This is a genomic window from Vibrio anguillarum (assembly GCF_003390515.1).
Classification (GTDB): domain Bacteria; phylum Pseudomonadota; class Gammaproteobacteria; order Enterobacterales; family Vibrionaceae; genus Vibrio; species Vibrio anguillarum.
The window spans coordinates 1,808,801-1,822,599 of sequence record NZ_CP031479.1 but is presented as its reverse complement, the minus strand read 5'-3'; the positions used below and the strand labels follow the sequence as shown (position 1 = coordinate 1,822,599).

Genomic DNA, 13,799 nt, shown 5'->3' with positions numbered 1-13,799 from the left:
ATGGCAGGTAAAACCTAGCTCGCTAGACAATGTTTCGAATAGACAGTTTTATGGGTGGAATTGATGAGTCATCAAACGATCAACAGCCAATACAAAAAAGTATTACCAGCGACCGCGCTGGAGTATTTTGATGCACGACAAGCGGTCAATGATATCCAAGCCGGAGCGTATGATCGGCTACCTTATACCTCACGAATACTGGCGGAAAACTTAGTCCGCCGCTGTGAGCCGCACACATTGGTTGATTCGCTGAAACAGCTGATTGAGCGTAAGCGCGATCTCGACTTCCCGTGGTATCCGGCGCGTGTGGTGTGCCACGACATTTTAGGGCAAACCGCTTTAGTGGACTTGGCGGGGTTAAGAGATGCGATCGCTCAGCAAGGTGGTGATCCATCCAAAGTAAACCCTGTGGTGGAAACGCAACTGATTGTCGATCACTCACTCGCGGTTGAACATGCTGGCTTCGAAGCTGACGCGTTTGAAAAAAACCGTGCGATTGAAGATCGCCGCAATGAAGATCGCTTTCACTTCATCGAATGGTGCAAAACCGCCTTTGAAAATGTCAGCGTTATTCCGGCGGGTAATGGCATCATGCACCAGATTAACTTAGAAAAAATGTCGCCCGTCATCCAAGTGAAAAACGGCTTAGCATTTCCAGATACTTGTGTCGGTACTGACAGCCATACTCCTCATGTCGATTCATTAGGTGTGTTGGCGATTGGCGTCGGTGGGTTAGAAGCTGAAACAGTGATGTTAGGTCGACCTTCGATGATGCGTCTGCCCGATATTGTCGGCGTTAAACTAACCGGTCAACGCCAAGCGGGGATCACCGCGACCGACATTGTGCTTGCCATTACGGAGTTCTTGCGAAATCAGCGCGTGGTGTCTTGTTATCTGGAGTTTTTCGGAGAAGGCGCTCGCGCATTGACGATTGGCGATCGCGCAACGCTTTCCAATATGACACCTGAATATGGTGCAACCGCAGGCATGTTCTATATTGATGAGCAAACCATCAACTATCTCAAACTCACGGGTCGAGACGCACAGCAAGTAGCCTTGGTTGAACAGTACGCTAAGCAAACCGGCTTATGGGCCGATGATTTGATTGAAGCGCAATACGAACGGGTGCTGGAGTTTGATCTCTCAAGTGTACAGCGCAATTTAGCCGGGCCTTCGAATCCTCATCGCCGTTTGCCGACAAGCGAACTGACCGAGCGCGGTATTGCGGGGGCGTGGCAAACCAAAGAAGGCGAATTACCTGATGGCGCAGTGATCATCGCCGCCATTACTTCGTGCACCAATACCAGTAATCCGCGCAATGTCGTGGCCGCCGCGTTGCTGGCGAAAAAGGCCAATCAATTGGGTTTGGTTCGCAAACCTTGGGTCAAAACCTCTTTTGCACCGGGCTCAAAAGTAGCCAAACTTTATTTAGAGGAAGCCGGCCTGCTGCCTGAACTAGAACAGCTCGGTTTTGGCATCGTCGCTTATGCATGCACTACCTGTAATGGTATGAGTGGCGCGCTTGATCCTAGGATTGAGCAGCAAATCATTGAACGCGATCTCTATACGACGGCTGTGCTATCAGGTAACCGAAACTTTGATGGCCGCATTCATCCCTATGCGAAACAGGCTTTTCTTGCCTCTCCGCCATTGGTGGTGGCGTATGCACTTGCGGGTACGATTCGTTTTGATATTGAAAAAGACGCGTTGGGAATAGATGCGCAAGGCAAGCCGATTTACCTCAATGACTTATGGCCAACCGATGAAGAGATCGATGATGTGGTGGCGCGCCATGTTAAGCCCGAACAGTTCAAACAAATCTACATTCAGATGTTTAAATTAGATGAGCACATGGCCAAACAAAAGCCACTTTATGATTGGCGCCCCATGAGCACTTATATCCGTCGTCCGCCTTATTGGGAAGGTGCGTTAGCGGGTGAACGTCGGTTGTCAGCCATGCGACCTTTGGCGATTTTAGGTGACAACATCACTACGGATCATTTATCGCCATCGAACGCAATTTTAGCGACCAGTGCCGCTGGGGAGTATTTGCTCAAAATGGGCGTTCCGGAGCAAGATTTTAACTCCTATGCCACGCATCGTGGTGACCATCTGACCGCGCAACGCGCCACTTTTGCTAACCCCAAACTGTTCAATGAGATGGTGCAAGAGGAGGGCAAAGTAAAGCAAGGCTCGTTAGCGCGTATTGAACCTGAAGGCTTGGTTACCCGCATGTGGGAAGTGATAGAGACTTATATGGATCGTAAGCAGCCATTGATCATTATTGCTGGGGCCGATTATGGGCAAGGTTCGTCACGTGATTGGGCGGCGAAAGGTGTACGTTTGGCGGGAGTTGAAGCCATTGTTGCCGAGGGGTTTGAACGGATCCATCGCACGAATTTAGTCGGGATGGGTGTTCTGCCACTGCAATTTAAAACGGGAACAGACCGCCACACACTGCAACTCGATGGTACTGAGCTTTATGATGTGGTGGGAGATATTAAGCCGGGCATCAACTTAACCTTGGTGATCACGCGTACGCAAGGCGCAAATAAGGGCGAACAGCAGAAGGTTACGGTGACTTGTCGTTTAGACACGGCTGATGAAGTCAGTGTGTATCAGGCTGGTGGTGTATTGCAGCGTTTTGCGCAAGATTTTCTGGCTCAATGACGCTAAGGATAAAGGAGTATCAGGTGAGTAACTCATTAAAAATTCCGGCGATGTATATGCGCGGCGGCACCAGTAAGGGCGTGTTTTTTCGGCTTGAAGATTTACCCAAAGAGGCTCAGCAAGCGGGAGAGGCGCGAGATCAACTGCTGTTGCGTGTCATTGGTAGCCCCGATCCTTATGGCAAACAAATTGATGGCATGGGCGGCGCAAGTTCTAGCACCAGCAAAGCCGTGATTCTATCCAAAAGTGAGCAAGCCGATCACGATGTGGATTATTTGTTCGGCCAAGTTTCGATAGACAAAGCGTTCGTAGACTGGAGCGGCAACTGCGGTAACCTTTCTGCGGCGGTAGGGCCATTTGCGATTCACAGCGGTTTTATCGACCCAGAACGGATCCCTAATAACGGTGTAGTGACGGTTCGCGTTTGGCAAGCCAACATTGGCAAAACCATTCTCATCCATGTGCCAATTGAGCAGGGTGAAGTGCAAGAGTGTGGTGATTTCGAACTCGATGGGGTGACTTTTCCCGCTGCTGAAATTGCGGTTGATTTTCTCGATCCTGCCGATGATAGCGGTGTGATGTTCCCAACCGGAAATGTGCTCGACCAACTGCAAATCCCCGGCGTGGGAACCTTGAATGCAACGCTCATTAATGCGGGCATTCCGACGATTTTTATCGATGCTCAGGACATCGGTTATCAAGGTACTGAACTGCAAGAGGCGATCAACAATGATGATCATGCCTTGACGATGTTTGAATCGATTCGCGCTTATGGCGCTGTGAAAATGGGTTTGATTGAGCATATTGAACAAGCCCAACTGCGCCAACATACGCCTAAAGTAGCGTTTGTGGCAAAAGCGCAATCCTATTTGTCATCCAGTGGTAAAGCGGTATCGGCGAACGATGTCGATATTGTGGTGCGCGCGCTGTCTATGGGAAAACTGCATCATGCGATGATGGGAACGGCCGCCGTGGCCATCGCTTCAGCGGCCAGTGTCCCTGGAACGTTAGTGAATATGTTGGCGGGCGGTGGAGCAAAAGAATCGGTCACTTTTGGTCATCCATCCGGTACGCTGAAAGTGGGCGCTAAAGCCGTTTTACGAGAGGGTCATTGGGGAATAGAGAAAGCCAGTATGAGCCGCAGCGCGCGGGTGTTAATGGAAGGTTGGGTGCGAGTCCATCGTTAAGCCTCAAATCATGTTAAGGGAAATGTTATGTCGGCATATTTAAAGGAATATCAATGGGCTCAATCTGAACCTGAATCATTTTGGCAGGCTCAAGCTCGGCAGATTGAGTGGTTTGAGTTTCCCCAAACTATCTTACAAAAAGATGAGCATGGCATTGAACGCTGGTTTACCGATGGTGTACTCAATACCTGTTGGTTGGCGCTAGATTTCCATTGTGAACAGGGGCGAGGTGAGCAAACCGCGCTGATTTATGATTCCCCAGTAACCGGAAGAAAGCGTCAATACAGCTATACGCAATTACGAGATCAGGTAGCGAAAGTGGCGGGAATGTTGGCAATGCAAGGTGTTGCTAAAGGCGATCGGGTGATCATTTATATGCCAATGATCCCGGAAGCAGTGATGGCGATGCTCGCTTGTGCACGGCTTGGCGCGATTCACTCTGTCGTTTTTGGCGGTTTTGCACCCAATGAATTAGCGGTACGTATTGAAGATGCTGAACCGAAAGTGATTATGACGGCATCTTGCGGTATCGAAATCAATAAGATTTTACCCTACAAACCCTTAGTTGACCGTGCCATTTTAGACAGCAAATGGAAGCCGGAAAAAGTGGTGGTGTTACAACGCTCGGAGCATGTGGCTGACTTAAATAATGAGCGAGATCTAGAGTGGAATCGAGCCGTTAAAGAAGCGCCGCCGCATGATTGTGTGCCGGTTTTGGCGACCGATCCGCTTTATATTCTTTACACATCAGGTACAACAGGCAAACCCAAAGGGGTGGTGCGCGACAACGGTGGTCATGCAGTCGCGATGAAGTACTCCATGTCAACCATCTACAATATGCCTCAACAAGGTGTTTTTTGGGCTGCGTCGGACGTGGGGTGGGTAGTCGGTCACTCTTATATTGTTTATGCGCCCTTGATTCACGGTTGCACCACTATTTTGTATGAAGGTAAACCGGTGCGCACACCCGATCCGGCTGCATTTTGGCGAGTGTGCCAAGAGTATAAGGTGGACGTACTTTTTTCTGCGCCTACCGCCTTTCGCGCCATCAAAAAAGAAGATCCCAATGGCGATCTACTCAAACATTATGATTTATCCACTTTAACCACTATTTTTATGGCCGGAGAGCGTCTTGACCCGCCGACACTTGAATGGGTAGAGCAGCACACTAAAAAGCCAGTAGTTGACCATTGGTGGCAAACCGAAACCGGTTGGGCGATTGCTGGTAATCCGATAGGGCTTGAATCGATGCCAATTAAAGCGGGGTCAGCAACGAAACCGATCCCCGGCTATCAGGTTGAGATTCTCAATGAGCTAGGTGAAGTGATGCCTGCCAATCAACAAGGGTTTGTGGCGTTGAAACGCCCCTTACCACCAAGTTGTTTAGCGACGGTATGGCGTGATCACGAACGATTTGAGTCCGGTTACCTTGCTCAATTTGACGGTTACTATGTTTCTGGTGATGGTGGCTATTTGGATGAAGAGGGTTATCTCTTCATCATGGGGCGAATTGATGATGTGATAAACGTTGCAGGCCATCGTTTATCTACGGGGGAGATGGAAGAAATCGTCGGTGCTCATCCTGCGGTTGCCGAATGTGCTGTAGTCGGAGTGTATGACGAGCTGAAAGGGCAGTTGCCGCTAGGGTTGGTGGTACTCAAAGATGGCGTTAAGGTGGATGAGCGCGAGTTGGAACAAGAACTTGTTAACAAAGTGCGCAGTGAAATTGGTGCGGTAGCGTGCTTTAAGCATGCGTTAATTGTTGATCGTTTACCCAAAACGCGCTCTGGTAAAATTCTGCGTCGCGTCATTCGACAAATTGCCGATGGCGAAGAGTATGCTGTCCCTTCAACAATTGATGACCCAATGAGCTTGAGTGAGTTAGAAAAAGCGCTCCATCACTAGCGGCTACCCTATAGTTGACGATTAATCGAGGCGCCTCAGATGAATGAGGCGTTTTTACTGCCAATTTGCAATCCGCATTTTATTTGTTTCTCTTAGTTCATCTGTCTTAGTTCTAAGACGAGATTAGCGCTCAATCGACCAAAAACACTACGCATGAAGATATATTTTTTAATCACTATCTTATAGAATCACGGCCAAAGCTTTATTCATTCAGAGCGCGAAATATGTCGTTAGTTATCATAACTCCTGCTTGTGATCGTGATTTACCGCAACTGAATCAGTTGATGTATGACCTTCATCATGAGCATCACCTTGCTTGCCCTGAGCATTTCAAAACAGCAGAAGAGATTGAACAAGAAAAAAGTATTGCTCGTTATTTAGATGATCCGGAATGTTTGGTTTACGTTGCCAAAATAGACAGTCAAATTGTGGGATTTATATCGGGTCACTTTTGCGAGTTAATTTCAAGCGTGAGCAAAGCGGTACCAATGGGCAGTATTGATGAGCTTTACGTTGAGCCACAATATCGTCAGCAGCATATCGCACAGCAGCTGTTTCAAAAAATGGAGCAGACATTAAAAGAGTACGGTATTACCCAAGTATTTGTCGAAGTGTGGGATTTTAACCAAGGAGCGCAATCTTTTTATCAACGTTCTGGTTTTTCATCGCATATACATTGGTTAAGAAAGTCAATCGATAGCAAGTAATTCGATAATAATAATCATGGATTTTTAATGTGTTAAAACAGTTTTCATTGTTGAGTGTCTGTTTGCTGTCGTTGTTCTGGTCAAGTGTTGGTGTCGCTCAACAACCCGTAACGCTACCAGATAATATTCGTGGTGCTCTATGCCTAGTTAAAGCCGATCATAAGATCGTGCTCGTTAACGAGGTGATCACCAAGCAGATTTCATTGCCAGGAGGGACTATATCTCCCGGTGAATCTCCAGAATTGGCCGCGCAAAGAGAAACATGGGAAGAAACGGGCCTTGTTGTAACGGTAGGGCGCACGTTGGGGTATACGGATACGGCTGTCGTTTACAGCTGTCGCAGTGATTCCGATGTGATTGCTTTTGAGTCAAAAAATAGCCGTAATGGACATGAGTTGCCTATTTGGTTTGCTCCTCATTATGGTGTCGAGGTTGCTAGCGCAATGCTGATCGATCCGTATCGTATTGATGCAAGTCAGTATCGTTACCCTGAGCAATGGGATCGGATCAAAACCATGTATCAAGAAGCGGATAGCCAACCCGTGATTTATGTAGAGAATCTGGTTTCTGCTGCGCCTCGGTTTCACCAAATCGAATTAGGCTGGATGATGAAATTGCAGAATACGGTCGCGGAATGGCCGTATACGCTGAGTTCGTCGATTTATCAAATCGCAGTATTGATCACCAAATTGACGGATCCTTTATTGCTGATAGTTTTATTTCCAGTGATTGCCTGTTATCTGGGTAAAGAGTCTGTTTATAAGATATTTTTTGTGGTTACCGTGAGTTCATTATTGTCATTGGTGGCTCAGCAAGGATTTGCATTACCAAGACCTCATGCCTATATACCACTGTTGGAACTTTGCCAAAGTTACGGGTACGGTTTTCCAAGTTTACCGATTGCAGTTTGGTTTGGTGTCGGGATATCACTATTGCGAGCTTTTGATCATCTCGATTTCAACCGAATGTTTGTGGGTTTTATCGTGTTGATGGGGCTATTAATGTTGGCCAAATTCTATATTGGGGAAGCCTTCATCAGCGATATGGTGATAGGTGGATTGTTGGGCGCTCTGGTCGCGTGGCATATTGTTCGTTTAGATGAACAATCTTATACCGACGTCAGAACACTGCTGGGTTCGCGTGGGGTATGGTGGGGTTTAACGATCACGGTTGCACTGCTGGTTATGATCTGGCCCTTGCCTAGTTTCACCGCTTGGTTAGCCATTTTGCTGACGGCATCGGCTTTAGTTATGACAAAGGGCACTGAACCACTACACATCACTCTTCAACGAATGTGGCTGCTGATCATTTTGTTATTAGCACTCAATCAAGTGGTGTTATTTGGTGCCACGCTCGTTTCATACAGCAGTATTTTCTCTTTAATGGTTGAGACGCTCCGCTTGCCAATACTCATGCTCATCTTTGCATGGTTCATGAGAAAATTCCGTGCTTAACTTGGTTGTTTAGTCAACATCCCGATTAAAGACGCCTCGACTGAGGCGTCTTTAATGCCTATTCGTGAGACTCACCGAGTACAAATTTTTCTATAGCAACTGCTACACCATCGTTGTCATTACTGAGTGTAATATAGTCGGCTAGCTGCTTAGTTTGTTCCATCGCATTTGCCATTGCAATTCCAAGTCCTGCGTATTGCAGCATGTGATGATCATTTTCAGCATCTCCCATACAAATAATGTGTTTAGCCTCGATCCCCAAGTGCTCGGCAATCGCTTTGACACCGACGCCTTTATTACTCTGTGTGTTTAAGAATTCAAGAAAGAATGGTGCACTTTGTACAATGGTAAACTGTTGATAGAGTTCCGGAGGAAGTTGTTCAATGGCTTTTTGTAGCAAGCTCGGCTCTGCCACAATCATTGCTTTGATGATGGGATGATCATCTTCAAGCTGTTCAAAATCCATTTCCGTGATCGGCAGTCCGTTGATTCTTGCTTCAAGCTCGGTATATTCACTGATTTTAGGCGTGATCAGACCATGAACTTGGCTAAAGGCGTGCGTATTCACGTTAAGTTGGTTAGCAAGGTTAGCGACTAATTTTGCAGAGCGGCCATCGATAATTTTGTGATGAATAATTTCACCACTGCCAATGTTTTGAACCATTGAGCCGTTGTAGTAAAGGACAAAATCCTCATTTGAGTTTAAATGCAGTTCTTGCAACTTATCGCGCATGCCATCAATGGGACGTCCAGACGCCAGCACCACTTTTACGCCTTTTTCACGAGCTTTGGCTATAGCCTGTTTTGTTCTGGCTGTGATCTGTTTTTGGCTATTGAGAAGAGTACCGTCCATATCTAAAGCGATGAGTTTATACATGACTTACCTAAATTAAGTGAAGAAGAAAGCCAGCAGCTTATGCAAGTTGAGATATGATCGCCACTGATTTAGTCAAATTTTTACGCACGTGATGGGTTTAGTTTGACCTAAGGCAAGGCATCTATTAAGGTCAGCGACCTGCATTTTTTGATATTGAGTTAGGCTGAGTTTACGTTGTACAAAATTAATGAAATGTTTGAGACCATTCAAGGTGAAGGCGTGCATACCGGCGTTCCTGCGGTTTTTATTCGTTTGCAAAAATGCCCAGTGGGATGTGCTTGGTGCGATACAAAGCAGACGTGGGATGCAACGCCGCAAGATGAACGCCCAATCAATGACGTGCTAGCCAAAACCCAAGATAGCCCAACTTGGTGCTCAGTCAGTGCAGAAGAGATGGTGTCGCTCTATAAAACACAGGGTTATCATGCTAAACATATTGTAATTACGGGCGGTGAACCGTGTATTTATGATCTGCGTCCACTTGCGCAAGCATTTGAGGCAATGGGATGTCACATTCAAATTGAAACCAGCGGCACATTCCCGGTTCAAACCTCGGCAAATACATGGGTGACAGTGTCACCAAAAATTGCAATGAAGGGCAAACTGCCTGTACTCGACTCAGCTCTGTTAAGAGCAAATGAGATCAAGCACCCCGTCGCAACGGCTAAAGATATTGAACAGCTAGATGCGTTATTGCTGCGAGCGCAAGTTCCTGATTCAACAGTGATTGCTTTACAGCCTATTAGTCAGAAAGAGCGGGCAACCCAATTGTGCATTGAAACATGCATTGCGAGGAACTGGCGTTTATCGATTCAAACGCATAAATATTTAAGTATTGCCTGAGGAGAGGAAAATGAAAAAAGCCGTTGTGGTATTTAGTGGTGGCCAAGATTCAACAACCTGTTTGGTTCAGGCATTAAAAGAGTTTGATGAAGTGCACGCCATCACTTTTGATTATGGCCAACGCCATAAACTCGAGATTGAGGTTGCCAGCACCTTAGCGAAAAAGTTAGGTGTAGCTGCACATAAAGTCATGGATGTCAGCTTACTCAATGAGTTGGCGATCAGTTCACTTACTCGTGACGATATTCCAGTATCACACGAGTTACAAGAGAATGGGTTACCGAACTCGTTTGTGCCGGGACGTAACATTCTGTTTTTGACCCTTGCGGGTATTTACGCGTATCAAATAGGTGCAGATGAGGTGATTACTGGTGTTTGTGAAACAGACTTTTCTGGCTATCCGGATTGCCGAAATGATTTTGTTAAAGCGATGAACAGTGCTTTGGTGCAAGGGATGGATCGCCCATTCAACATTCGTACTCCTTTAATGTGGCTAAACAAAGCAGAAACTTGGGCATTGTCGGATCAACATGATGCTCTCGAACTCATAAGACACGAAACACTGACTTGTTATAACGGTATTATTGGTGATGGTTGTGGCGATTGCCCATCATGTGAGCTACGTAAAGCGGGTTTAAACGATTATTTAGTAAACAAAGCGTTGGTGATGAATGCGCTTCACCAAAAGCAATCTGTAACTTTATGATGTATCTAATAATCAACGCATAGATCAAGTGAAATTTAAACGGGTGTTCTAGTGTTTGCGAATGGAATAGCGTGCAAATAGAACACCCATTATTTAGCTCAAGGTACTAAATAGTTCAAGGTACTAAAGGTACATTTTGGCCAAATCTGCAGGTTCTACTTCTTTACCTTCTAAGCTTGCATTCCAGTTGGTGCCAATTAATACACCATCTTCATCAAGGGTAATCAACCAATCTTCTACGAAAATATCGAGAGGGATTTCTAACACTTCGAAGTCAGACCACTCTTCAACGTTGTGAGTTTGTGCATCTTCTTTGGTTGACCAAAAGGGCATAACTTCACTACTTTCAAATTCTGTCGAGTCGCATGCCAGCCAACCATCTTCATTTTTTAAGCCCCATACTAGTTGGGTCTCTTTTGTTTGTTCAATAAACAATTCTAAGTTTGCTTGAAGGTCAGCAGTTAATTTGCTCATTATCTTTATCTCATAAGGTGATGACGCGCAAGGATAGCATTTTGTGCTAGTAAACTCATTACAATTTTAGACAGAAAAAAGGGGCGAAAACGCCCCAATCCTCGATAAATATCGATTTCAACGCTCGCGTTTGGTGAAAATGGTCCACTCTTCTTTCACCGAACCCTTGTGGCCGACGACAGTGGCGACAACTTTTCTATTCATCGCATGGCTAATATCATCATCACCATTTTCTGTCAGTTCAGTATCACCAAAACCAACAATACGGACACGAGTATGGCTAATGCCGTAACTAACAAGCGCCTTCTCGACATTATAAGCTCGGTTTTTCGATAACTCTAAGTTATAACCTGGATTCCCAACCTTACTGGCATAACCTTGTAATTCAATCGAAGCTGAAGGGTATTGCTTGAGAAAATTGGCCATTGACCGTATTTGACTTAGAAACACAGGGTTGACTATTGCTGAATCATTCGCAAACAGAATTCTAAGCTGGAGTTGCTCTTCGGTTTTAATGAAAGTGCCACAACCATCATTATCGATCTCTGACTTCAATGGTGTTTCGGGGCACAAATCTCTGGCATTAATCACGCCGTCAAAATCATCGTCACGTAAATCGTCTATTTGATCAGCGAGTGGCATATCAATATATGGATAACCATCTCTAGCAGATGAAGCCGTCGAGGTGATAAAGAGTAAGCTCGCTATCATTGGCCATAAGTATTTCAACATGTTAGTACTCCACCGCATCATGCCACTCTTTGGGTGTATCCACTCTCAACGAACTCAACAATGACCCAGTTGCATTCATAACACGGTATTTTGCATACTGTTCATCGTATTTGGCATCGAGATAACCTTTTCTTGCTTCGAAAAGCTCATTTTCAGTATTCAACACATCCAATAGTGTTCGCTTGCCGAGCTTATATTGTTTTTCATAAGCAATAACCGTATCTGAAGCAGAATCAACATGATCGGCTAAAAATTCTTTTTGTTGTAATGTCAAATCGAGAGCGCTCCAAGATAAACGCAACCCCTCTTCAACACTACGATAAGTCCGATCTCTTAAATCTTTCGCTTTGTTCATTTGGTAGGCAGCACTGTCGGTGCGCGCAGAATCTGAACCACCATTGTACAGGTTGTAACGCATCCTAATCATGGCCGAGAATTCATCGCTGCTACCTTCTATCCCACCGGCATCATCACGCCATGTTTGTGCAGCTTCGAAAGATAACGTTGGGTAATTTGTTCCCTGAGTTTGTTTATATTGAAACTTTGCGGAATCAACATCGGCTTGCGCTACTTTGATGACCGGGTGATCTTGGTAGGCTTTTTCTAAAGCGTCATCAACGGTAAAAGGCAAAGCAGAATGGTCTGCTCTAGGGAAAATTAAATCTTGAGGAGGTTGACCTACCAACCGTTTAAACTGGGTATGTATATCAAACAGATTATTCTGTGCAGCTAAAAGATTGCCATGGGCTTTAGCTAAACGAGCTTCAACCTGAGAAAGATCAGCGGTTGAACCAATGCCTGATTCCACACGCTTTTGTATATCACGATATATTTTCTTATGTACTGAGAGGTTGCTTTCAGAAAGTGTCAGTATTTCAAACGCTTTCGTTGCATCGAGATACACCTTAGTGACCTCTAATGCGATATCTTGAGCGTCAGCTAAGAGTTGGAAACGAACCGATTCGGCATCAGCCGAAGTACGATCAATATCGTTTAAAGTCGAAGATCCATCCCAAATCAGTTGGGTTAAGGTAATGGTGGCTTCTTTACGGGTAAGTTCATTTTCAGTACCAGAGGCTAAATCTACCGCTTCGTAGCCAATACCAGCATCGAGATCGATCCTTGGAAGATAAGCACCAGAAGAGGCTTCGCTATTATAGCGCTTACTCACATATTCGTTATATGCACTTTTAATATTTGGATTGGTTGCAAGCGTTATTGACACCGCTTGCTCAAGAGTCTGGCTATATACAGAGATCGGGAAGCTGAGTGCGATGGCGTAGCTCAACGTTTTCATGTTCATCCAATTCACTTGGGCACTCCTCTAGGGACTTCTACTTCTTTTAAGCCGCAATAGTACGGCATTAGCTGTTGCATTATCGAGACGCTTGATGGAAAAACGCAACAAAATAACATTAAATTCTCATCAGTAAACAGCAACATATTCATTACATTCGTGATTTTAGCAAAGAATCATACACCAAATCATCAATTAACATTTATTAAACATTGTTGATTGTTCTTATAATAAAGTACATCTTTAGTGTGATATTGATTCAAACTATAAATGTGTGACTTAAGTCTCCACCTACGTCACATAAGAAGGTGTAAAAATGGTTTTTCCTTTGTATTACAGGTGTTAAATGCTAATTTATTACCATTAGAAATGACAAATTACGTAGCAAAGATGTAGGAATGTAAACAGTCGCATCGTTGTGAATTCGGAAGTTATTAGAGGCATTATATGGAACTTGGTTCTTTTTCTTTAGGTACAACATTAACTTTCGGTCAGATGATCGTTGTGGATGCAAATGGCAATGTACGGGTGCTTCAGCCAGGAGAAAAAACCTTGCCTGGTGAAATAATCATCAGTGCCAGTAACGCTACCCCAAACGATGTAGGCAATAATAATGATGTACAAATATCAAGAGTTAACGCCGATGGTCGCAACGTAGATATAACTAATGACATCAATGAAATTTTCGCAGCATTAGAGCAAGGCCAAGACCCAACACAGCTAGGCGAAGATCTTGCAACTGCAGCGGGTGAATCGAACGGTTCAAGCCCGACGGGCTCAGTCAGCATCGCTCGCGACGCTTCGGAAACCATAGCCGCAACAGAATTCTCCACGTCAGCACTCACCGCGCTAGGCCTCTCTGAAACACAAAGTTTAACGCTATTAGAAAGCTATTCTCAAAGTGCTTTAGGGTCAATTGTGACGGGCATCAATGGTGCGAACGACGG

Annotated in this window: 12 protein-coding genes; 8 read left to right on the top strand and 4 right to left on the bottom strand. The window is 45.3% G+C overall.

What is annotated here, in order from left to right:
- Positions 1-63 precede the first annotated feature (63 nt).
- The 5 genes from acnD to DD616_RS11860 all read left to right on the top strand — a co-directional run bounded on the left by acnD (position 64) and on the right by DD616_RS11860 (position 7,923).
- Positions 64-2,670, top strand: a complete 2,607-nt coding sequence (gene acnD / locus DD616_RS11880; RefSeq protein WP_208871723.1) for a Fe/S-dependent 2-methylisocitrate dehydratase AcnD — start codon at positions 64-66, stop codon at positions 2,668-2,670.
- Entirely contained in the window at positions 2,667-3,857 is a 1,191-nt protein-coding gene (gene prpF, locus DD616_RS11875; RefSeq protein ID WP_208871722.1) for a 2-methylaconitate cis-trans isomerase PrpF, read from the top strand. Before acnD ends, prpF begins: the two co-directional genes overlap by 4 nt.
- Before the next feature lie 27 nt (positions 3,858-3,884).
- Positions 3,885-5,762: a propionyl-CoA synthetase gene (locus tag DD616_RS11870; RefSeq protein ID WP_208871721.1), complete on the top strand. Its 1,878-nt coding sequence runs from the start codon at positions 3,885-3,887 to the stop codon at positions 5,760-5,762.
- 224 nt (positions 5,763-5,986) lie between these two features.
- Positions 5,987-6,469: a GNAT family N-acetyltransferase gene (locus DD616_RS11865; RefSeq protein WP_017046144.1), complete on the top strand. Its 483-nt coding sequence runs from the start codon at positions 5,987-5,989 to the stop codon at positions 6,467-6,469.
- 29 nt (positions 6,470-6,498) lie between these two features.
- Entirely contained in the window at positions 6,499-7,923 is a 1,425-nt protein-coding gene (locus DD616_RS11860) for a bifunctional NUDIX hydrolase/phosphatase PAP2 family protein (RefSeq protein WP_208871720.1), read from the top strand.
- A gap of 58 nt (positions 7,924-7,981) precedes the next feature.
- On the opposite strand, the gene yidA is transcribed toward DD616_RS11860, so the two are convergent.
- The gene (gene yidA / locus DD616_RS11855; protein WP_064625137.1) at positions 7,982-8,800 is read right to left on the bottom strand and encodes a sugar-phosphatase; all 819 of its coding nucleotides are present in this window, start codon (positions 8,798-8,800) and stop codon (positions 7,982-7,984) included.
- Positions 8,801-8,992: 192 nt separating this feature from the next.
- Here yidA and queE point away from each other — a divergent pair, with 192 nt between their 5' ends.
- Both queE and queC read left to right on the top strand, forming a co-directional pair.
- Positions 8,993-9,643 carry a 7-carboxy-7-deazaguanine synthase QueE gene (gene queE / locus DD616_RS11850; protein WP_170900054.1) on the top strand — a complete coding sequence of 217 codons (651 nt, stop codon included), beginning with the start codon at positions 8,993-8,995 and terminating at the stop codon, positions 9,641-9,643.
- Between the two features lie 10 nt (positions 9,644-9,653).
- A complete protein-coding gene (gene queC / locus DD616_RS11845; RefSeq protein ID WP_208871719.1) occupies positions 9,654-10,349 on the top strand; it encodes a 7-cyano-7-deazaguanine synthase QueC in 696 nt (231 codons plus the stop codon).
- A 123-nt stretch (positions 10,350-10,472) separates the two neighbouring features.
- Here queC and DD616_RS11840 read toward each other — a convergent pair whose 3' ends face one another.
- From DD616_RS11840 to DD616_RS11830, 3 genes are all read right to left on the bottom strand, one after another.
- On the bottom strand, positions 10,473-10,823 hold the full coding sequence (locus DD616_RS11840; RefSeq protein WP_013856942.1) for a DUF2750 domain-containing protein: 351 nt from the start codon (positions 10,821-10,823) through the stop codon (positions 10,473-10,475).
- Positions 10,824-10,940: 117 nt separating this feature from the next.
- The gene (locus tag DD616_RS11835; RefSeq protein ID WP_017046139.1) at positions 10,941-11,576 is read right to left on the bottom strand and encodes an OmpA family protein; all 636 of its coding nucleotides are present in this window, start codon (positions 11,574-11,576) and stop codon (positions 10,941-10,943) included.
- Positions 11,557-12,867, bottom strand: coding sequence for a TolC family outer membrane protein (locus DD616_RS11830; protein ID WP_013856940.1), 1,311 nt, complete (start codon positions 12,865-12,867; stop codon positions 11,557-11,559). Before DD616_RS11830 ends, DD616_RS11835 begins: the two co-directional genes overlap by 20 nt.
- A 432-nt stretch (positions 12,868-13,299) precedes the next feature.
- Between DD616_RS11830 and DD616_RS11825 the strand changes: the two genes are divergently transcribed.
- On the top strand, positions 13,300-13,799 hold a 500-nt coding region (locus DD616_RS11825; RefSeq protein ID WP_208871718.1), incomplete at its 3' end, for a retention module-containing protein.